Genomic DNA, 20083 nt, shown 5'->3' with positions numbered 1-20083 from the left:
TGCTCCCATGACATACACTGAATTGAAAAAAAGAGTGCTGGAAGCCAACCTGCAGTTGCCTGAATACGGGCTGGTGAAATTTACCTGGGGCAATGTTTCCGAAATAGACCGCGAAAAACAAATCATCGCAATCAAACCATCCGGTGTTGAATATGCTGATATGACTGTTGATGACATTGTTGTCGTCGATATGGACGGGAATGTCGTCGAAGGCAACCTGAAACCATCTTCAGATTTGGATACGCATCTTGAACTATACAGAAACTTCAAGGATATCGGCGGTGTGGTCCATACGCATTCGCCATGGGCAACCACTTTGGCGCAAGGGGGAGCAGCGATTCCGGCCTACGGGACGACGCAAGGGGATTACTTCTACGGAACGATCCCTTGCACCCGCCGGATGACGAGTGAAGAAATCGCGGGATCATATGAACTGGAAACCGGAAAAGTAATCGTGGAAACGTTTGGGGCCATCGATGAAAATCAAGTTCCTGGAGTGCTGGTTCACAGCCATGGCCCCTTCGCTTGGGGGAAGGATGCCTTTGAGGCGGTCCACAATATGGTCGTCATGGAAGAAGTTGCCATGATGTCTTGGCGCAACCGCGTCATGAATCCAGGGATCGAAAGTATGCAGCAGGAACTATTGGACAAACATTTTCTTCGAAAACACGGTCCGGGAGCCTACTACGGACAGGTTAAGGAGGAGCAACATGACGTACACGTTAGGAATCTATGAAAAATCGATGCCGGGCAATCTGAGCTGGACGGAAAAGCTAACGGTTGCGAAAAATGCCGGCTATGATTTTTTGGAAATGAGTGTCGATGAAACAGACGAGAAGCTGGCACGCATCGAATGGAGCAAACAAGAGCGCAAAGAGCTTCTGGACGCCATGTATGAAGTCGGGTTGCCGATCCGCTCCATGTGCCTCAGCGGCCATCGGAAATATCCGCTAGGTTCGCATGATCCGCTCATCCGTGAAAAAAGCTTGGAGATCATGGAAAAAGCCATCGATCTGGCGGATGATTTAGGAATCCGCATCATCCAATTGGCAGGCTACGATGTCTATTATGAAGATGGTGATCAGCAGACAAAAGAATACTTCATCGAAAATCTGCAGAAAGCTGTCGATATGGCAAGCAAAAAAGGAATACTGTTGGGGTTCGAGACGATGGAAACGCCGTTCATGAACACCGTGGAGAAGGCGATGGAATATGTGGATATCATCCAATCGCCGTATCTGCAAGTCTATCCGGACACAGGGAACTTGAAGAATGCTTCCTTGTCCTGCATGAACTCTGTCTATGAAGATATCCAAACGGGCAGGGGGCATATGGTTGCAGCGCATCTGAAGGAAACAATCCCGGGTCATTTCCGTGAAATCCCCTTCGGTACGGGACATGTTTCTTTCGAGGAAACGATCAAAACGATGTGGAAAGAAGGCGTCCGCCGCTTTGTTGCCGAATTCTGGTATACCGGGCAAGAAAATTGGCTGGAAGATATCCAGTTCGCCCACACTTTCTTAAGAGGGAAATTTCAACAAGTTGGCCATTAATTAAGTTTGGTTGAAGGTCAAATGACCTTCAACCATTTTTTAGGAAGAGAGGATAAATGGAAATATGCAAAATACATTTGATCAAATCGACGAGTTAGCGGTAAATACCGTACGCACACTCAGCATTGAAGCTGTACAGAAAGCAAATTCAGGGCATCCCGGGTTACCGATGGGAGCCGCGCCAATGGCCTATGCTTTATGGACAAAGCATTTGAAAGTCAATCCTAAAAACAGTAAATGGGTAGACCGTGATCGTTTCGTCCTATCTGCTGGTCACGGGTCATCATTGTTGTACAGCTTGTTGCACTTATCCGGCTTCGCTGTGAGCATGGATGACGTGAAGAACTTCCGTCAATTCGGCAGCAAGACACCTGGACACCCGGAAGTGCACGACACGGACGGCGTGGAAGCGACGACCGGTCCTTTGGGCCAAGGGATCGCCAATGCGGTCGGTTTCGCGATGGCGGAAGCGCATTTGGCCGCTACTTACAACAAAGAGAATTTTCCGGTTGTGGATCACTATACCTACTTCCTGAACGGCGACGGCGATCTGATGGAAGGCATCTCCCATGAAGCAGCCAGCTTGGCAGGCCATCTGAAATTGGGCAAACTGATCGGTCTGTATGATTCCAATGATATCTCCTTGGATGGTCCGACTTCAAAATCCTTCACGGAAGACGTTGCTGCCCGTTTTGAAGCGTACGGCTGGCAACATATCTTAGTAAAAGACGGTAATGATCTGGAAGCCATCTCCAAAGCCATCGAAGAAGCAAAAGCAGAAACCGAAAAACCGACTTTGATCGAAATCAAAACGATCATCGGTTTTGGTGCTCCTGATGCAGGAACGCATAAAGTCCATGGTGCTCCGTTGGGAGCGGAAGGCGTCGCCTTCGCGAAAGCGGCTTATGGCTGTGCGGACGAAGCTTTCTGTGTGCCTGCTGAAGTGGCAGCCCGTTTCGATGAAACAACGGTTGCAGAAGGCCAAAAAGCGGAAGCGGCTTGGACAGCGATGTTCAACGACTACAAAGCGGCTTATCCGGAGCTGGCTCACACATTCGAAACGGCGATGGCAGGGGAATTACCTGAAGGCTGGCAAGACAAACTGCCGACTTATGAAGTGGGCAGCGCAGCCAAAGCAAGCCGGGTGACCAGTGCGGAATCGATCCAAGCATTGAGTGAAGTTGTACCTTACTTCTGGGGCGGGTCTGCGGACTTATCTTCTTCAAACAACACAATGATCAAAGGCGCATCCGATTTTGAGCCGGGCAACTATGCAGGAAGAAATATCTGGTACGGTGTGCGCGAATTCGCGATGGCCGCTATCATGAACGGCATCGTTCTGCATGGCGGAACGAGAACGTATGCAGGGACATTCTTCGTCTTCACGGACTATCTGCGCCCAGCGATGCGTTTGGCAGCCATTTCGCACTTGCCTGCCACTTACGTGATGACGCATGACTCAATCGCAGTCGGCGAAGACGGCCCGACGCATGAGCCAGTGGAACACTTGTCCAGCTACCGCGGCATGCCGAACTTGACAGTTCTGCGTCCGGCTGACGGCAATGAAGTCAGTGCAGCATGGGAAATCGCTGTGTCTTCAGCAGACAAACCAACGATGTTGGTGCTGACGCGCCAAAACTTGCCTGTTTTGGAAGGCACAAAAGAAATGGCCCGCGAAGGCGTGAAGAAGGGCGCTTACGTGCTTTCGCCGCAACAAGGTGAAACGCCTACCGGCATCCTGATCGCAACCGGTTCGGAAGTGAACATGGCAGTGGAAGCGCAAAAACGATTGCGTGAAGCGGGAGTGGACGTGTCGGTTGTCTCCATGCCGAGTTTCGATCTGTTCGAAGCCCAAGATGCGGCCTATAAAGAAACTGTCCTACCTGGCGCAGTCCGCAACCGCATGTCCATCGAAATGGGCGCGACCTTCGGCTGGGAACGCTATGTTGGCTTGGACGGATTGGCTTACGGCATCGATACTTACGGCGCAAGCGGAAACGGGAACACGGTGATGGCTGAGTTCGGCTTTACGACCGAAAAAGTGGTTACGGCCTATCAAGCGAAGTTCGTAAATTAAACGGAATCCTGCTGCAACTTTGCGGGGCTAATGATGAAGGGAGCAAAAATGATGAAGATAACCAAGAAAAAATTGGATGATATGTATAGAAGCTATTGCGCCAGCTACATCACGATCGGGGGCGAAACTTGCGCGTTGATCGCGAGCGAAGAGGAAGGCTACCCTTGCTACATGTATTCAGGCAGAGACTTCGAAAAAAGGGAAACCGTTTGGGAAAAGGGCGGTGGCTGCATGTCCATCATCCCTATCCCGAACAAAAACAATGAATTTTTGGCCATCGTCGATTTTTACCTGAAGGTCAGCCCAAGCAAAGCGAAAGTTGTCTGGGGTAAGTATGATTCCGAAACTGGCTGGGAAATCAAGGACGTGCTGTATCTGCCGTATCTGCACCGTTTCGACATCTATGCTGTGGATGGCGTGAACTACTTTGTCGGCGCCACGATAGCGGATGACAAGGATTTCAAAGACGATTGGTCGAGATCGGGCAGCATTTATTATGGTGTTCTGCCGGAAGATCCTACCGAGGGCGTCGAGCTGAAGGTTTTAGGGAAAGGCTATTTCCGCAACCATGGTTACTACAAAGATTATGAAGGCGACAAACCGGTCGGCTACTTCACCAGCGATCAAGGGATCATCAAAGTGACGCCTTTTGCCGATAAAGAATGGGAAATCGAGCAGATTTTAGACACTCCAATAGGCGAAGTTGCCCTTTTCGACATCGACTCGGATGGCGCGAAAGAAATGATCACGATTGAACCTTTCCATGGCGACAGCATCAAAATCTACAAGAACACGGAGAATGGCTACGAAGCGGTCTATGAATATCCGCATAAAATCGATTTCGCCCATACATTGGTGGGCACGACGCTTAGAGGCGTCCCAAGTTTTGTTGGCGGCATCCGACGCGAAAACTGCGACCTGTTCTACATTCAATATGTGGATGGCGAGTTTAAAACCGAAATAGTCGACAAAGGCTGCGGCCCATCCAATATCATGGTTGTGAATGAGGCGGATCGGGACATCATCGTAGCCGCCAACCATACCGGCAACGAAGCAGCGATCTACATAGTGGAAGATTGATTTGACGGGAATCTGACTGTAGCGTTCTCCTACGGTGAACGGAGGCTTCGCCGAAGTTCGGCCAACATTATTGGTTGTGATCTCCGGCGAGGTCCGCTTCGCAGGAGGTGTGGTTAGTTCTGATCGGTGTCCTCCGGCGGGTAGCCGCCTCTCCGGAGCTGGAGGTCCGGCAACCTAAATTTCCTCCGACGAGCGGCCACCGCAAATCTTTTTCACTAATACAATACAATCAAAAAAAGAATGTCCGGCCCCAATTCCAAGGCCGGAAATTCTTTTTTTTGCAATTATTGGTGAAGTCCCTCATACAACTCTTCGGAAACAGCTTCCAGCCATTCAGGTTTTCCGGCAGTGATGGCGATGTGCTCGAACCAGCTGTCCTTGGCGGCACCGTGCCAGTGTTTCACACCGTCATGCGTAACGATGACATCGCCAGGCTTCAATGATTGGGCAGGCTTGCCGTCTTCCTGATACCAGCCCTCTCCGCCGGTGACCAACAGGATTTGATAGCCGTCGTGATGGATATGCCAGTTGTTGCGGCAACCTGGTTCAAAGGTCACATTGCCGACGCCGACAGCCACTTCGGGATCGGCAACCAGTGCATTATAATAGCTTTGGCCGACAAAGTACTGCGCGTAAGCTGTATTTTCATCTCCGATCGGGAAGATGACGCCTTTTTTTACTTCTTCGTTTTTGGACATATTTTTTCCTCCTGTGAATTAATCTTTGTATATTTCTTTTGCGATATTGAATGCGGACCAGGCTTTCGGCCAGCCGACATAGAACGCAAGCTGGGTGATGATTTCCACAATCTCCTCTTTTGTAATGCCGTTTTCTTTCGCTTTGTTCAAGTGGAACGGAAGCTGCTCGAAGTTTCCGCCTGTGATCAATGCTGTGACGGTGACGATGGAACGATCGCGCTGCGCGAATTCCTTTTCCCGCGACCAGACTTGCCCGAATAGGACATCGTCATTCAATTCAGCAAATTTTGGCGCAAAATCGCCTAATAAATCTCTTCCTGCAGTTACTTTTGCCATAAAATCATCTCCTTAGGAATATTACATTCAGCATACTCCCTAGAGTGCACTTTAAGTCAAGGGCCAGCTCAACATTTTTGTGCTGTTCTACCTTTAGAGAATTTGGGGGAAGCGCATGGTCTATTCAATTTGAGCATTCTCTGAAAAGGATAATAAATTCAGGCTTCATTAAAAGCTTTGATTCGATTGCTTATTATATATTAGTGTATAATGAGAGTGTTATATCTTATTGATAGAACTAGCTAAATTTTTTTACTTTTTTTGGGTATGTTGAGATGGATGGAAAATTGAAAGAGGTGGAATATGGATAAGAAAAGAATTGTAATTTATACGTTATTATTTATAGCGACGTTAGCAATAGCGACACAAGGATTCACGAATTTTGGTTTGGACGGACTAATTATTCCATTAATTTTTACCTTTGTTTACTTTACGATCATCTTTATTATCGCAACAGTAATTAAAAACAATTCAATTGTCGATATTGGTTGGGGGATAGGGTTTGTTGTGGGGAGCTGGCTTACACTGCTTGTGACTGAAGATCCCACAGTTTTATCGTATGCTATTGTTGGATTTATTAGTGTTTGGGGCCTTAGGTTATCATTCCGTTTATTAAAAAGAAATTATGGGAAACCCGAAGATTTCAGATACGCACAGTGGCGTAAAGAGTGGGGTGAAAAAGTAGTCGTCACCGCCTTTTTTAGAGTGTTTGTGGTTCAAGGTATCATTAACTTTATCGTTGGATCTGCAAGCTATGTGGTAATCAAATACAACGAATTTAGTTTTGATTCAGCTCACAGCTATTTCGTTTATGCTGCATTATTCATTGCGCTGGTAGGACTGTTCTTTGAAGTGGTCGGTGATGAACAACTAAGACGACACATCAATAAAAAAACACGCACACTTCTGCAATCAGGATTATGGTCAGTCACACGTCATCCAAACTATTTTGGCGAGATTTTAATTTGGATCGGATTGTATGCGAGTGGCATTACGTTATTCTTTACGGATTCCATCAACCCTTATTATTATCTGTTATTAATCATCTCGCCTATTTTAATGAGTACCGTATTAATCAAAGTATCAACGCCATTACTGGAGAAAAATATGGAGAAATACGATGGATGGAAAGAATACACCAAAAGAGTTCCAATGCTTTTTCCTTTCACTAAAAAATAGTGCTATAGTATGCGTAATAAATGGAGGTGGTAAGCATGTCCTATTCAATCGGAGAGTTTTCGAAAATGATTGGGCTCCCTGTGTCGACGCTGCGCTACTATGAAAATGAAGGTCTGCTGAAACCGGATCGCGATGAGAATAACCTGCGCGTCTATACCGATCAGGATTTGAAATGGGTGACTTTTCTCTTGCATCTGAAAGGCACCGGTATGTCGATGGCGGAACTGAAGCAGTACACCATTTGGCGTTCCGAAGGGGATGCGACGATGCTGGAACGTATGCAACTCTTGGAGAAGCGACGGCGTTTGTTGGGAAAAGACATCCAAGCCTTGATGCACAATCTTGAAGTGATCGAAAACAAAATCGATTTCTATGAAAATCGCCTTCAAGGGGAAGCAGGGGACTCCAGCTCCCAACCGGAAGCCGAGAAGGAAAAAAGCATGAAATAAGCCCGCTGCTTGGTGGGCTTATTTTTATTGCTTGACTTAACGTCAAGGTTAAGGTGTACGCTCTGATTGTATCAGAGAGGGGTCAAGAAATATGGAACATCTAAATCAACAGCTATTTACCGGGGAGCGAGCCCTATTCAAAGCGAAAGACCTGCAGATCAGCCATTCAGTCTTTGCGGACGGGGAGTCCCCTTTGAAGGAAAGCAACAACATCGCACTCGACAACACGATCTTCCGCTGGAAATATCCATTGTGGTATGCGCGGAATATCCAGGCAAATGACATCACTTTAGTGGAGACTGCGCGTTCCGGCATTTGGTATACCAATGGCATCACCATCACCGACAGCATGATCCAGGCCCCCAAGACGTTCAGGAGAGCCACCGATATCACTCTGGAACGTGTCGAGCTGCCAAATGCCCAAGAGACGTTGTGGAACTGCAGCGATATAACGCTGAAACACGTAAATGCAGCAGGCGATTATTTTGCGATGAACAGCGAAAATATCCGTATCGAGCACTTTACGTTGTCGGGCAACTATGCCTTTGATGGTGCCAAGAATATCGAAATTTCGCATGCCAAATTGATTTCAAAAGACGCTTTCTGGAACTGCGAGAACGTGGTCGTAAGGGATTCGACGATCATCGGCGAATATCTGGGCTGGAATTCGAAAAACATCACCTTTATCGACTGCGTCATCGAGAGCAATCAGGGCATGTGCTATATGGAGAACGTGAAGATGGAGAATTGCACGCTCATCAACACCGATCTGGCGTTCGAATATTCAACGGTAGACATTCAAGTGAACAGCCGTATCGACAGCATCAAAAATCCGATCAGCGGCACGATAACCGCTACGGAAATCGGCGAACTGGTCCTTGATGATCCGGAAATCGCCGTTGAGAACACCAAATACCAGCTTGCGGAGGACCGGGAATATGCCATTCGATTTTGATCAAATCATCGACAGACGGAACACCAACGCTTATAAGTGGGACGTCAAAGCGGATGAATTGCCGATGTGGGTGGCGGACATGGACTTTGGGACGGCGCCGGCTGTTGTCGACGCCATCGAAAAACGCCTGAAGCAAGGCGCTTTCGGCTATAACATCGTCCCGGATAGTTTCCGGGAAAGCATTATCAGGTGGTGGCAGAGGCGGCATAAGTTCACGATGAAAAAGGAGTGGATCCTCTATTGCACAGGCGTCGTCCCGGCCATCTCTTCTATCGTTCGGAAAATGACGGAAATAGGCGATGACATCGTTGTGCTTTCGCCGGTCTACAACATTTTCTACAATTCCATCCTGAACAACGGGCGGAAAGTTTTGGCAAGCGAACTGCACTATGAAGATGGAAGCTATGCCATCGATTTCGCGGATCTGGAGGAAAAACTGGCCCGGAGCACGACTTCTCTGTTCATTTTCTGCAATCCGCACAATCCAATCGGCAAAGTTTGGGATTGGCAGACTTTGGAATGGATCGCTGAACTGTGCATCAAGCATGATGTGCTGGTTGTGAGCGACGAAATCCATTGTGATCTGATGCATATCGACCATGCGTACATCCCTTTTGCCTCAGTTTCCGAGGGAATTTCTGATCGGACAATCACCTGCGTTGCTCCGACGAAAGCGTTTAATATCGCGGGACTGCAGACAGCGGCGATTGTCATCCCGAATCCTGAAATCCGAAAACTGGTGGACAGGGGGATCAACACGGATGAAGTGGCGGAGCCCAATACCTTCGCGATCCAAGCGGCTGAAGCGGCTTTTGACGAAGGGGAAGAATGGCTCGAGGAACTGCGATACTATCTGGAACAGAACCGAATATTCCTGATCGGTTCATTGAAGCAACTTGTACCCGAAGTTCATGTGGTCGAGGCTGAGGCAACCTATCTGGCTTGGGTCGATTGCGCGGCGATTACGGAGGACACGAAAGAGCTGTGCGCATTTATCCGAGAGAAAACCGGATTGTACCTTTCCGAAGGGGATATCTTTGGCGGGAATGGTTCGCGTTTTGTCCGCTGGAATTATGCCTGCCCGAAGGCGCTTCTGGAGGATGGGATTCAGCGATTCGTCGAAGGCGTGGAATTGTACAAAAAAGAATATTCAGGATAATGGGAAACGCTGCAGAATCGCGCTATGGATGCGATTCTGCAGCGTTTTTCTGTTAGGTGTTCCTGCTTGTCGGATTGGGGTACTTGTGTCATCATGGAAGTGTGAACGCCTTCACTGGCGAAATAATCAGTAAATGGAGCACGGTAATTATGGAATTAAGGGTCATGCATTATTTTTTGACGGTTGTTTATGAGGAGAACATCACCAGCGCTGCCGAGAAACTGCACATCACGCAGCCGACGTTGTCCCGGCAGATGATGCAACTGGAGGAGGAATTGGGCGTCCAGTTATTCCGACGCGGAAAAAGGAAAATCGCTTTGACGAGCGAAGGCCTGCTCCTGAAGCGCAGGGCGGAAGAGATCCTGGATTTGACCAATCGGACCGAGAAGGAGCTGAAGCAACAAAAGCCGCTCATGAACGGTGAAATTGCGATTGGTGGTGGCGAAACGCAATTTATGCGGCTGCTGGCCGAGCATATCAAGCGATTCAGTCTGGATTATCCGCAGGTCACCTACAAGTTTTATAGTGCGGATGCCGACGAAATCAAGGACCGTGCCAATAAAGGGCTGCTGGACATCTGTCTGTTGACGGAACCGGTGGACGTCGAAAAGTTCGACTTCCTTAGGATTCCGCAAAAAGAAAAATGGGGCGTTCTCATGAGAAAAGGCAGTCCGCTTGCGCAAAAAGCGGAAATCAATCCGGATGATCTTTTGCCTTATCCGATTTTGGTCGCGGGCAGATCGATTGTCCGCAATGAATTGGTGAACTGGTTCGGGGACGCATTCGATCGAATGAACATCATCGGCAGCTATAATCTGATCTATAACGCAGCCATCATGGTGGAGGCGGACCTGGGGTATGCGCTTTGTCTGGAAAAGCTTATTCCGGACAGCGAGGACGGTCCGCTTTGCTTCAGATTGTTGGATCCCGTATTGGAAACGGGTGTCGTAATCGCCTGGAAAAAATACCAGACTTTCCCTCCGGTCGTTGCGAAGTTCATCGAGGAGCTAAAGAATGCCTTCAAGGCATGATTAAGGATACGAAAAAACTATTGGTATTGGCGCCCAAACAGCGTTAAGATAAGCACTATAAGATAGTCTGCAGTTGTCCGGATGAACCGGATCAGAAGGAGGAAATTAAAATGGCAACACGCAAACAAGCCGTTCCACCACCTACCGTATTATTTGGAGAAGAAGCCTTCCAACCGATTAATCACACGGAAGTCCGATGGCTGGGCAGTGGTGGGATGTTCGTGAACACCCGCGGCACCTGCATCATGATGGATCCGATGCTGAAGGACTTCGATATGCCGCTTTTGATCGACATGCCGATCGCGCCTGAAAACATCCCGCATCTGGATGCGGTCTTGATTACGCACTGCGACAATGACCATTACAGCGTGCCATCGCTGCACGCGATGGAGCATGTCTCCAAGGCATTCCACGGGCCGCATTATGTGGCCGAACTGATGCAGGCGGAAGGGTTTCCGGCAAACGGTCATGATATCGGCGACAGCTTCGAAGTCGGTCCTGCAAAAATAACGCTTACGCCGGCGGACCATGCCTGGCAGAATGAAAAAGCCAAATATAACTACCGGGTATTCCGGTTGGAGGATTACTGCGGCTTTTGGATCGAGACGCCGGATGGGATCATCTGGGCACCGGGTGATTCCCGGTTGATGAAGGAGCACCTGGAGATGCCTCAGCCGGATGCGATCCTCTTTGACTTTTCCGACAACGAGTGGCATATCGGATTGGAAGGGGCCATCCAAATGGCGAACACCTATCCAGAAGCGCATCTGATTCTTTGCCATTGGGGAACGGTTGATGCGCCTGATCTGAACGTGTTCAACGCTGATCCGCAATCCTTGTACGACCGGGTGGTTAATCCGGAAAGGATCCATGCTTATGCTCCAGGGCAGCCATTCAGTCTGAGAAAAGGGTAATCAAAGGAGGAGCATAGTTATGGAATATGTAAAATTCGGCAACACAGGGATGGATGTATCCCGGATCTGTTTGGGCTGCATGAGTTTCGGGGATCCGGATACGTGGCTGCACAAATGGGCGCTGAAGGAAGAGGAAAGCAGACCGATCATAAAACGCGCCTTGGAGTTGGGCATCAATTTCTTTGACACTGCCAATGTCTATTCCTTGGGTAGAAGCGAGGAGATCCTCGGACGTGCCATCAAGGACTTTGCGAAGCGTGACGAAGTGGTCATCGCGACGAAAGTCCACGGCAAGATGCACGAGGGCCCGAACGGTTCCGGGCTGTCCCGCAAGTCCATCCTGAGCGAAATCGACCATAGCCTGAAGCGCCTGGATATGGATTATGTGGACCTCTACATCATCCACCGCTGGGACTACAATACACCAATCGAGGAAACGATGGAAGCCCTGCATGATGTGGTGAAATCAGGGAAAGCCCGTTACATCGGGGCTTCCGCGATGTATGCGTGGCAGTTCCAAAAAGCCCTGCACGTTGCGGAAAAGAATGGCTGGACGCGCTTCGTGTCGATGCAGGACCATCTGAACCTGCTTTACCGTGAAGAGGAACGGGAAATGCTGCCGCTTTGCCGGGACGAAAAAATCGCTGTGACCCCGTACAGTCCGATGGCATCCGGCCGTCTGACGCGCGACTGGTCGGAGACGTCCAAACGGATGGAAATGGATAGTGTGGCGCGTTCGAAGTACGAGGCCACTGCCGATAAGGACCGGATCATCGTCGAACGGTTGGCTCAGATAGCAGCCGATAGAGGTGTTTCGCGCGTCGAGATCGCCTTGGCTTGGCTTCTGCAGAAGGAACCGGTCGTAGCGCCCATCATAGGGGCCACCAAGCTTGAGCATCTGGACAGACCGGTGGATGCTGTGGCGGTCAGGCTGACCGATGACGAAGTCGCTTTTTTGGAAAAACCGTATGTCCCGCATTTGATAATCGGACACAGCTGAGGCGTGCCGGCAGACTTGAAAAATCATCCTTGAGACTGATTCATATACTTTAAATAAGCAGTATACTTTGTCCACGATAACCAAACATAATAAGGATACAAGGTATTATGCTAAGCGTGGTTGTCCAAATCAATCAGCAAAGGAAAATGCAAAATGAAAGTAAAAAAGAAAATCAGTCTGACACCTTTTAGCAAAGTTAAGTCTCTTGTTCTTTCTCTGTTCGATTCCAAAGTCGACGGCAAGAAAAAATGGCTGGTGTTGGGGATCATTCTTTATATCATCAGTCCGATCGACATCATCCCGGATTTTATCCCGATGGCAGGTTATGCGGATGATGTGCTGTTGCCGATCCTGTTTTTGGTCGCTGAAAAATTATTGAGCGACGGAGCGATTGAAGAAAACGAACGCCCTATCAAAGAAGCAAAAAAAATATAATCTCCAGCAAAACCATTCAGCCAATTGGATTTCAACTTCAATGCTTTGAATGATACAGTCCCACTCCCAGCTTATGCGGCGAAGGAGCGGGACTTTTTTTATGCTCTGAATACAGAGGCGCTGATCCGTATGGATGGACGCGGATTTTGGAATCCTTTAGAATGGGTATATGGATACAATGTAAGCTATTATGAAGGTGAGGAAAACAGATGAATGAAACAATCGAGCGCATCCTGGCGCACCGCACGGTAAGGGATTTTGAAGACAGGCCTTTGAGCCCTGAACAAATAGAAACGATCGTCCGCAGCGCCCAAGCTGCTTCCACATCGAGTTTTGTGCAGGCTTACTCCATCATCGGAGTGACCGACCCCGACAAAAAACGCGAATTGGCAAAAATCGCGCGCAACCAGCATTTCGTTGCCGAGAATGGTCATTTTTTTGTGTTTTGCGCTGATCTGCATCGCCACGATGTGATTGGTAAGATGGAAGGGAAGGACGTTGCAGCCTCGCTTGAAAGCACTGAAAAATTCATGGTCAGCGTAGTTGATGCGGCCCTTGCTGCCCAGAATGCAGCTTTGGCGGCCGAAGCGATGGGTCTCGGAATCTGTTATGTCGGCGGCTTACGGAATGACCTTGAAAAAGTCAGCGAACTCCTGAAGATTCCCGATAAAGTGCTGCCGCTCTTCGGCCTGGCGGTTGGTTATCCGGCCAGCGTCAATGACCAGAAGCCGCGTTTGCCTTTCGAGCATATTTATCATGAAAATGAGTATCAACAGGATAATGCAGCCTATAAAGAACAACTGAAGCAGTACAATGGAGAGATCCAAGAGTACTATCGAGAGCGGACTGAAGGCGAACGCTGCGACACATGGACCGGACAGATGGCAGAGATGCTCTCCCATCCGCAACGCATGTACATGCATGACTTCGTCGAAAAGCAAGGGATGAACAAGAACTGATTCAATAAAACTTTCCACTTGCATCGAACGGATATTCGTGTTATAGTTACCTTTCAACGTCCAAGAACATATGCAACTGATATGTATGGAACCATGGCTTTTCTCTATTCTGCAGCGGATGCTGCAGGCAAACAGAACCAAAAATAAGCGAAGTTAAATTTATTATGTAGCGCCACACTGTGGTGCCCGCAACATGAATTTCCAAGATTTAGATTTGATAGTGAAAAAGCCGCGATTCCTGTACAGGAATACCTTTTTCTTTCTTATTATAATAAGTAGAGACGGAAAGGTACTCGATTGAGTGCCTTTTTGATTTCTCTAAATACAGAAAAAAAGGATATGAGGAGGTTGAAAGATAGTAGCGTACGCATATGGTTACGCTAAAGAAGGAGCAAGAAATATATGAAGAACATCGTCTATACGAATTCGCAGAACGTGACTATTGAAATATCATGGGAAGCGTATTACAAAGAGATCGACATGCGCAAACAAGAGCGTTTGAAGAAAAAACAAGCGCAGACAAGCGGCAAATAAGGTCTAAACGGTTCCCCATGAACGGGGAGCCGCAAATCAAAAAGCTCGGAATCCCTGACTCACAATTGATGAGGAAGCGGCTTCCGAGCTTTTTTTGACCTGGTTTCGTTTCATGAAATATTTGGCTTCCTATATCCAAATGTTGCGTTCAATTCAGACAATAACTTCCAGATATTCCTATCGGTTTCGTGGTATCATCATTGGAAGAAGCCCCTTAAGAGGCTAAGTGAAAAATGTCAGATTAAAGAAGGAATATAACAATGGATCAAAAGAAAGCAGCGGTTTATCAAGAAATACTCTTTTACGGAATTTCGGCAATTCTGATGGGCATACTGGTGGGGGCTTTGGATGCCTTGTTTGGCGAAGGCCTCATTCTGATTACGCAATTCCGCCAGCAGCACATCGCATTATTATTGCCATTCCTCGCAATCGCCGGTTTGGCAATCGTCTATGTCTACCAAAAATTCGGTAAAAACAGCAGCAAGGGGATGGGATTGATTTTTTCAGCGGGGAACAGGCAGGATGAAGAGATACCGAAACGTCTCGTTCCACTTGTCATCGGCGGCACGTGGCTGACCCACCTTTTCGGCGGCAGCGCCGGCCGTGAGGGCGTGGCCGTGCAGATCGGCGCGACAGTCGGCCATACGTTCGGCAAGAAGCTCCCTTTCCAAGATTCGAAAAAAATCCTGTTGGTTGCCGGGATGGCGGCCGGTTTCGCGGGCTTGTTCCAGACACCGATTGCGGCGACCTTTTTCGCCTTGGAAGTGCTGATGGTCGGCATGATCGAATACCGCGCGCTTTTCCCGGCAGCGCTAAGTGCTTTTGTGGCATCCTATACCTCACATTTCCTCGGTTTGGAAAAATTTTCGGTGGACTTGAATGTGGCTGTCCCGATCGATTTGCTTTTTGCTGGCAAGGTTGTCCTCTTGGGCATCGTCTTCGGAGCTGTGGGCGGCTTGTTCGCCAAGCTGTTGAAGAACACGAAAGGCTGGATGGCGCAAAAGATAGCTGATCCTTATCGAAGGATTTTCGTGGTGGGCGTTCTGCTGACCATCGCGATGTTCGCGTTGCATATGGGGCGCTATTCGGGCTTGGGCACCAATCTGATCAGCGCCAGTTTCGATGAGGGCACGATCTACGGTTACGACTGGGCCTTGAAGCTGGTGTTGACGATCGTGACTCTGGCAGCGGGATTCCAAGGCGGGGAAGTCACGCCGTTGTTCTCAATCGGAGCAAGCTTGGGCTATTGGCTGGCACCGGTGTTCGGCTTGCCGCCGGAATTTGTGGCTGCCTTGGGATACGCAAGTGTTTTCGCATCCGCGACGAACACCTTCATCGCGCCAGTGTTTATTGGCGTCGAAGTCTTCGGCTATGACACCTTGCCGTATTTTTTTGCAATCGTGTCGGTCGCCTACGTGTTCAACAGCGGGTATTCCATCTATGCGCAGGAAAAAGCCAAGAGCGATTATTTACAATAGTTATTCTGAGTTAATAAGGGTAACGTATACTTTCGAATCGGGCTGTCTCTAACTGAGGCAGCCTTTTCTGTGTTGGCTACGAATGGGTTTGCCGGTATGGTAATCCTGGCATCCGGCGAATGTGGAGGGCAAAATTGACCATATACAAAATCATTCGACAATTTGGGCCTAGCGAAAGGAAAAATTGACGAATACAGGTACTATATTCGTCAATACGGGCATCTGGCCGGCGCAGCCTACAATCAAATATAATCGGTCATTTCGCGCACGCAATGTCGATTCTGAAAAATTCGGGTGATCCGCTAAAATTAGCTTTTCGCATACGACGAAATTATAATGGTTTATGAAGAGATGTTCTTCAGTATCATCCGGATCAGAAGCGACAAAATTCCAAATAGAACGGAGAATAAGCATGGGCATCGGAGCATTTTCCCTCAGTTTGACGGTAAAGGACATACATGCATCAAAGGCATTTTACGAAAAGTTGGGCTTCAGCACATTCGGCGGGGACATCGACCAGAATTGGCTGATCATGAAGAACGAGGACTGCATCATCGGGCTGTTCCAGGGCATGTTCGAGAAAAATATGCTGACGTTCAATCCCGGTTGGAACAGCGACGCGGAAGAAGTGAATCCGTTCAAGGATGTCCGCCAGCTACAGGAAGAATTGCGGGAAAAGGGCATCACTTTTGTTTCGGAAGCCGATCCGGATACTAAAGGGCCAGGAAGCTTCGTCATTGAGGATCCTGACGGCAATCCGATCCTCGTCGACCAGCACAGATAATTTTCCTTTCGAACGAACGATTTTGCCAATTGCACGCTACAAGAGCTATCCGCAGCAACTGATTTGCGAAAAATAGGAGGTCATCGCGTTATGGGAAGAGTCATTCATTTTGAGATTCACGTTGACAATATGGAAAGGGCAAAGCTTTTCTATGGTGATGTTTTCGGATGGACGTTCGAAGATTGGACCGCTTATGTAGGTGCGCCTTATTTCGGGGCGATCACAGGGGATGCTAGCGAACCGGGCATCAACGGCGCTTTGATGCAACGCCAAAGTGCTACGCCTGAAACAAATCAAGCTCAGAACGCCTTTGTGTGCACGATGGGAACCGAAGATTACGATGCAACAGAAGCGCTGATCCTAGAGAATGGCGGCAAAGTCGCGATGCCGAAGAATGCGCTGACCGGGATGGCCTGGCAAGGGTACTACTTCGATACGGAAGGGAATCTGTTCGGAATCCATCAGCCGGACCTGAACGCAAAGTAGCAGCCTCATAATAGGCCGATGATTATCAAATAGCATAACAAAAAACGGAAGGCTGTCTCTTTATGGACAGTCTTTTCGTGTTGCAGGCACAGGCATATCAAACGATGTCCGATAATGCGGAAGAATCGGACAAGCAGAGCACGTCGCGGTGATCCGATGTCCGATAACCAGAAAGAATCGGACATCCCGAGGACTATTACAAAAAAGGAAGGCTCTGTCTCGGGATGAGATAGAGCCTTCCTTTTCAATTCATTATCTTGCAGTGATGTTCATCTTTTTCAGGATTGCCGACAGCGGCAAGGAAATGGCGATTCCGACCGCGTTCTGGACGAGGTTGCCGGGAATCGAAGCTAACGGTGTGATGGCATTGCCGTACAGGATCCATTCGCACAGATAATAACCGACCAGCATGATGGGAACCGAAAGCAGCGTGGCCAAAAGATTCACAGCAAAGCTGTCCCCTTGGCGGCCTTTCGACCAGGCCAATTTACCGACCAGATAGCCTTGCAAGCCGCGGGTAACCAACGTGAAGGGAGCCCACAGAACCCAGCCAGCCATGAGATCGAAGATAGCCATGCCGACCGCTCCGGCGATGGCGCCTTTTTTCGGCCCGAAAAGGATGGAAGCGAGGAAGAGCATCGCAGTGCCGAGGTGGATCAAGCCGCCGTTTGCCGTGATAGGCAATTTGATGTTCAGGAAGACCGTCGCAACAAATACGAGGGCAATCAGGATTGCCGTCAAAACCAAATCATAAGTGCGTGTGTTTGAATAACCTTGTGCTTTTTGCATAGTGAAACCTCCTAATTGTTTTCTTTATAGCTTTCGATGAATAGCTGAGCCAAATCGCCTTTTCCTGCAAACCCTAGATCTTGCAGACCATTGTCGATGATGGCCAAAACATAGACAAGTTTGTCGATGAAGGCATTTTCGCCCATATGGCCGATGCGCAGGATCACATCTGCATATTGCGCCAACGAAGTAGCGACAAGCAGATCGTAGTTTTCGCTGAGGTGGTCCTGGAGACGCAGGGCGCCAATCTCATCCGGTATCCGGATGGCAGTGACGGTGTTGGAACGGTCGGAATCCAGGAACAAATCCAATCCGTACGCTTGGGCTGCTCCGCGCACTGCGGAAGCGATCCGGTCATGGCGTGCGTAGACTGCCTCGATGCCTTCCTCGAGGATGTTGTCCAAAGCGGCATCGAGCGCTGCGACATCGCCCGCAGAAGTCGTGTAAGGCAAGTATTCTTTTTCCGCGTAGCCTTTGAAGACCTGCAGATTGGCATAGAAGGAAGCGATAGGCGTTTTGCGATTGTCCATCGCTTTTTGGGCGTCTTCACTGACGGAAACGATGGCCAGTCCTACCGGCGCAGAAATGGCTTTTTGGGTCCCGCCGCAGCAAATGTCGATTCGGTTTGCATCAACGTTGATCGGCTCGCCGACCATTCCTGCGACGGAATCGACCACCGTCAGAATGCCATATTCCTTCAACAACGGACAAAGCTCGGCTACGTTGTTCAGTACCGATGTCGGCGTGTCGCAATGGACCAGGGTGGCATATTTGAAGTCGGAATCCTTCTCCAGATAAGCGCGGACCGCTTCTGCAGGGATACCGCCGCGGTGATCGAAACTCAGGACGACCGGTACGCCGCCGTAGATGCTGACGAAATCCTTGAATCCTTCGCCATAGATGCCGTTGTCCAGCACGAGCACGCGGTCGCCGGGCTCCGTCAAGCTCGCACAAGCGGCCTCGAGAGCCAGGATCCCTTCACCGACAAGCAGCAGGACCTCATTCGTGGTGCCCATGACTTGCCCCATTTTTTGGCTGACCTCACGGTAATAGCGGACGAACGTTTTGTCAAAGTCGCTGTTGTTGGTTCTTTTTGCACGGGCCAATCGCACGTTTTCGCGCACATCTGTCGGACCCGGGGCGTAATTCGGTTTGTATCTCATCAGGAAATCCTCCTTGTCGTTTCGTATATTGCTGATAATTTTAGCAAATGAAAACGACTATGAAACCGTCCAATCCGACATAAAATGAGGGGTCCAATTTGGTCCGGAATGGCTTCTCACATGCGTTTTGCTAATGTGAACGCATCCAATTTTGGATTACGTAAGTTTTCCCGCAAATATCTTCCTTTTTTTCGGGGATTGGCGGACTCCCGGAAGCCTATACTGTGGGAAAGGACAGGCACACAGGCCTGTCGATCAGCTTACAGCAAACGCTGCGAAACCAAGTACAGTTAGGAGCACTCCGATGCAAGGCATTAGCGAGATTCAAAAAGACCTATCATCCTATACGTTGAAGAACCTTGCCATATTCGCAATGTTTTTCGATCATATCTTTGCCGTATTTGTGCCGCAGGACAGCTTCGAAGGTGTGGTGCTGCGGATAGCGGGGCGGATTGCTGCCCCAATCATGTGCTATATGATTGCGGAAGGGTATCATTACACATCCAATCTGAAAAAATATATCGTGCGGTTAGTAATGTTTGCCGCAGTTTCGCATTTTCCGTATGTCTGGTATTTCGGACTCCCGTGGTGGCAAGCCACGAGCGTCATATGGGGATTGGCGCTGGGGTTGGTGGCATTGGCAGCGGCAAAACGGGAGGACTGGTCCCTTCCGCTTAAAGCAATAATTGTTTTGCTGTGCTGTCTGTTGGCGGTCCCGGCTGATTGGAATTATGTAGCGGTCTTATGGATCCTGTTTTTCGGATTATTCAGGGGGCAAACCGAAAAACAACTGATGAGCTTTGCAGTGATAGGAATTTTATTGCACATTATCCCTTCCATCAGCAACATCGGGTGGACGCAATCTTACCAAATCGGTATTTTTCTGGCGGTGCCGCTGTTGCTGTTCTACAAAGGCCGTCAAGGGAAGAAATCCAACGTTATGAAATGGGGTTTCTATGCTTTCTATCCGTTCCATCTGTTGCTGTTGGAACTCGTGAAAATGATCGTATCTGCGTAATGGAGG

22 protein-coding genes are annotated in these 20083 nt (G+C 48.9%); 18 read left to right on the top strand and 4 right to left on the bottom strand.

The genetic code is table 11. The features are described 5' to 3' along the window. Positions 1-7 precede the first annotated feature (7 nt). From WBM30_RS03075 to WBM30_RS03060, 4 genes are all read left to right on the top strand, one after another. Positions 8-736 carry an L-ribulose-5-phosphate 4-epimerase gene (locus WBM30_RS03075; protein WP_424899319.1) on the top strand — a complete coding sequence of 243 codons (729 nt, stop codon included), beginning with the start codon at positions 8-10 and terminating at the stop codon, positions 734-736. Then, positions 711-1553: an L-ribulose-5-phosphate 3-epimerase gene (locus WBM30_RS03070; RefSeq protein WP_424899318.1), complete on the top strand. Its 843-nt coding sequence runs from the start codon at positions 711-713 to the stop codon at positions 1551-1553. Before WBM30_RS03075 ends, WBM30_RS03070 begins: the two co-directional genes overlap by 26 nt. 64 nt (positions 1554-1617) lie before the next feature. After that, positions 1618-3630: a transketolase gene (gene tkt, locus WBM30_RS03065; protein ID WP_424899317.1), complete on the top strand. Its 2013-nt coding sequence runs from the start codon at positions 1618-1620 to the stop codon at positions 3628-3630. A 48-nt stretch (positions 3631-3678) separates the two neighbouring features. After that, complete coding sequence (locus WBM30_RS03060; RefSeq protein WP_424899316.1) at positions 3679-4710, top strand: hypothetical protein; 1032 nt, start codon at positions 3679-3681, stop codon at positions 4708-4710. A gap of 284 nt (positions 4711-4994) precedes the next feature. Here WBM30_RS03060 and WBM30_RS03055 read toward each other — a convergent pair whose 3' ends face one another. Continuing rightward, positions 4995-5408: a cupin domain-containing protein gene (locus WBM30_RS03055; protein WP_424899315.1), complete on the bottom strand. Its 414-nt coding sequence runs from the start codon at positions 5406-5408 to the stop codon at positions 4995-4997. A gap of 18 nt (positions 5409-5426) precedes the next feature. Beyond that, complete coding sequence (locus WBM30_RS03050; RefSeq protein ID WP_424899314.1) at positions 5427-5744, bottom strand: carboxymuconolactone decarboxylase family protein; 318 nt, start codon at positions 5742-5744, stop codon at positions 5427-5429. A gap of 303 nt (positions 5745-6047) precedes the next feature. Between WBM30_RS03050 and WBM30_RS03045 the strand changes: the two genes are divergently transcribed. The 13 genes from WBM30_RS03045 (at position 6048) to WBM30_RS02985 (ending at position 17107) form a co-directional block, all read left to right on the top strand. Further along, positions 6048-6923, top strand: coding sequence for a DUF1295 domain-containing protein (locus WBM30_RS03045; RefSeq protein WP_424899313.1), 876 nt, complete (start codon positions 6048-6050; stop codon positions 6921-6923). 35 nt (positions 6924-6958) lie between these two features. Next, entirely contained in the window at positions 6959-7372 is a 414-nt protein-coding gene (locus WBM30_RS03040) for a MerR family transcriptional regulator (RefSeq protein ID WP_424899312.1), read from the top strand. Between the two features lie 91 nt (positions 7373-7463). After that, positions 7464-8327, top strand: a complete 864-nt coding sequence (locus WBM30_RS03035; RefSeq protein ID WP_424899311.1) for a DUF3737 family protein — start codon at positions 7464-7466, stop codon at positions 8325-8327. After that, positions 8311-9486 (top strand): MalY/PatB family protein, encoded by a 1176-nt coding sequence (locus WBM30_RS03030; RefSeq protein WP_424899310.1) that lies wholly within the window; start codon positions 8311-8313, stop codon positions 9484-9486. The genes WBM30_RS03035 and WBM30_RS03030 overlap by 17 nt, the downstream gene beginning before the upstream one ends. A gap of 149 nt (positions 9487-9635) precedes the next feature. Next, complete coding sequence (locus WBM30_RS03025) at positions 9636-10517, top strand: LysR family transcriptional regulator (protein WP_424899309.1); 882 nt, start codon at positions 9636-9638, stop codon at positions 10515-10517. A gap of 110 nt (positions 10518-10627) precedes the next feature. Beyond that, positions 10628-11431, top strand: a complete 804-nt coding sequence (locus tag WBM30_RS03020) for an MBL fold metallo-hydrolase (protein ID WP_424899308.1) — start codon at positions 10628-10630, stop codon at positions 11429-11431. A 19-nt stretch (positions 11432-11450) separates the two neighbouring features. Next, entirely contained in the window at positions 11451-12431 is a 981-nt protein-coding gene (locus tag WBM30_RS03015) for an aldo/keto reductase (protein ID WP_424899307.1), read from the top strand. Between the two features lie 153 nt (positions 12432-12584). After that, positions 12585-12866, top strand: a complete 282-nt coding sequence (locus tag WBM30_RS03010) for a DUF1232 domain-containing protein (RefSeq protein WP_424899306.1) — start codon at positions 12585-12587, stop codon at positions 12864-12866. A gap of 209 nt (positions 12867-13075) precedes the next feature. Further along, entirely contained in the window at positions 13076-13825 is a 750-nt protein-coding gene (gene nfsA / locus WBM30_RS03005; RefSeq protein ID WP_424899305.1) for an oxygen-insensitive NADPH nitroreductase, read from the top strand. Between the two features lie 402 nt (positions 13826-14227). Further along, positions 14228-14359, top strand: a complete 132-nt coding sequence (locus WBM30_RS03000; protein ID WP_255356057.1) for a hypothetical protein — start codon at positions 14228-14230, stop codon at positions 14357-14359. Positions 14360-14619: 260 nt separating this feature from the next. Next, a complete protein-coding gene (locus WBM30_RS02995) occupies positions 14620-15837 on the top strand; it encodes a voltage-gated chloride channel family protein (protein WP_424899304.1) in 1218 nt (405 codons plus the stop codon). Between the two features lie 412 nt (positions 15838-16249). Further along, complete coding sequence (locus WBM30_RS02990; protein WP_086628848.1) at positions 16250-16621, top strand: VOC family protein; 372 nt, start codon at positions 16250-16252, stop codon at positions 16619-16621. 90 nt (positions 16622-16711) lie between these two features. Further along, positions 16712-17107, top strand: coding sequence for a VOC family protein (locus WBM30_RS02985; RefSeq protein ID WP_424899303.1), 396 nt, complete (start codon positions 16712-16714; stop codon positions 17105-17107). 252 nt (positions 17108-17359) lie between these two features. Here WBM30_RS02985 and WBM30_RS02980 read toward each other — a convergent pair whose 3' ends face one another. Together WBM30_RS02980 and WBM30_RS02975 are read right to left on the bottom strand one after the other, a co-directional pair. Then, positions 17360-17896, bottom strand: coding sequence for an ECF transporter S component (locus WBM30_RS02980; protein ID WP_424899302.1), 537 nt, complete (start codon positions 17894-17896; stop codon positions 17360-17362). 11 nt (positions 17897-17907) lie between these two features. Next, the gene (locus tag WBM30_RS02975; protein ID WP_424899301.1) at positions 17908-19059 is read right to left on the bottom strand and encodes a pyridoxal-phosphate-dependent aminotransferase family protein; all 1152 of its coding nucleotides are present in this window, start codon (positions 19057-19059) and stop codon (positions 17908-17910) included. 304 nt (positions 19060-19363) lie between these two features. On the opposite strand from WBM30_RS02975, the gene WBM30_RS02970 reads away from it, so the two are divergent. Continuing rightward, positions 19364-20077: a TraX family protein gene (locus WBM30_RS02970; protein ID WP_424899300.1), complete on the top strand. Its 714-nt coding sequence runs from the start codon at positions 19364-19366 to the stop codon at positions 20075-20077. The last annotated feature ends 6 nt before the right edge of the window (positions 20078-20083 follow it).

The organism is Trichococcus sp., assembly GCF_049684335.1.
GTDB lineage: Bacteria > Bacillota > Bacilli > Lactobacillales > Aerococcaceae > Trichococcus.
Note: the sequence above shows the minus strand (reverse complement) of the source record. Positions and strands in the feature narration are given on the sequence as shown.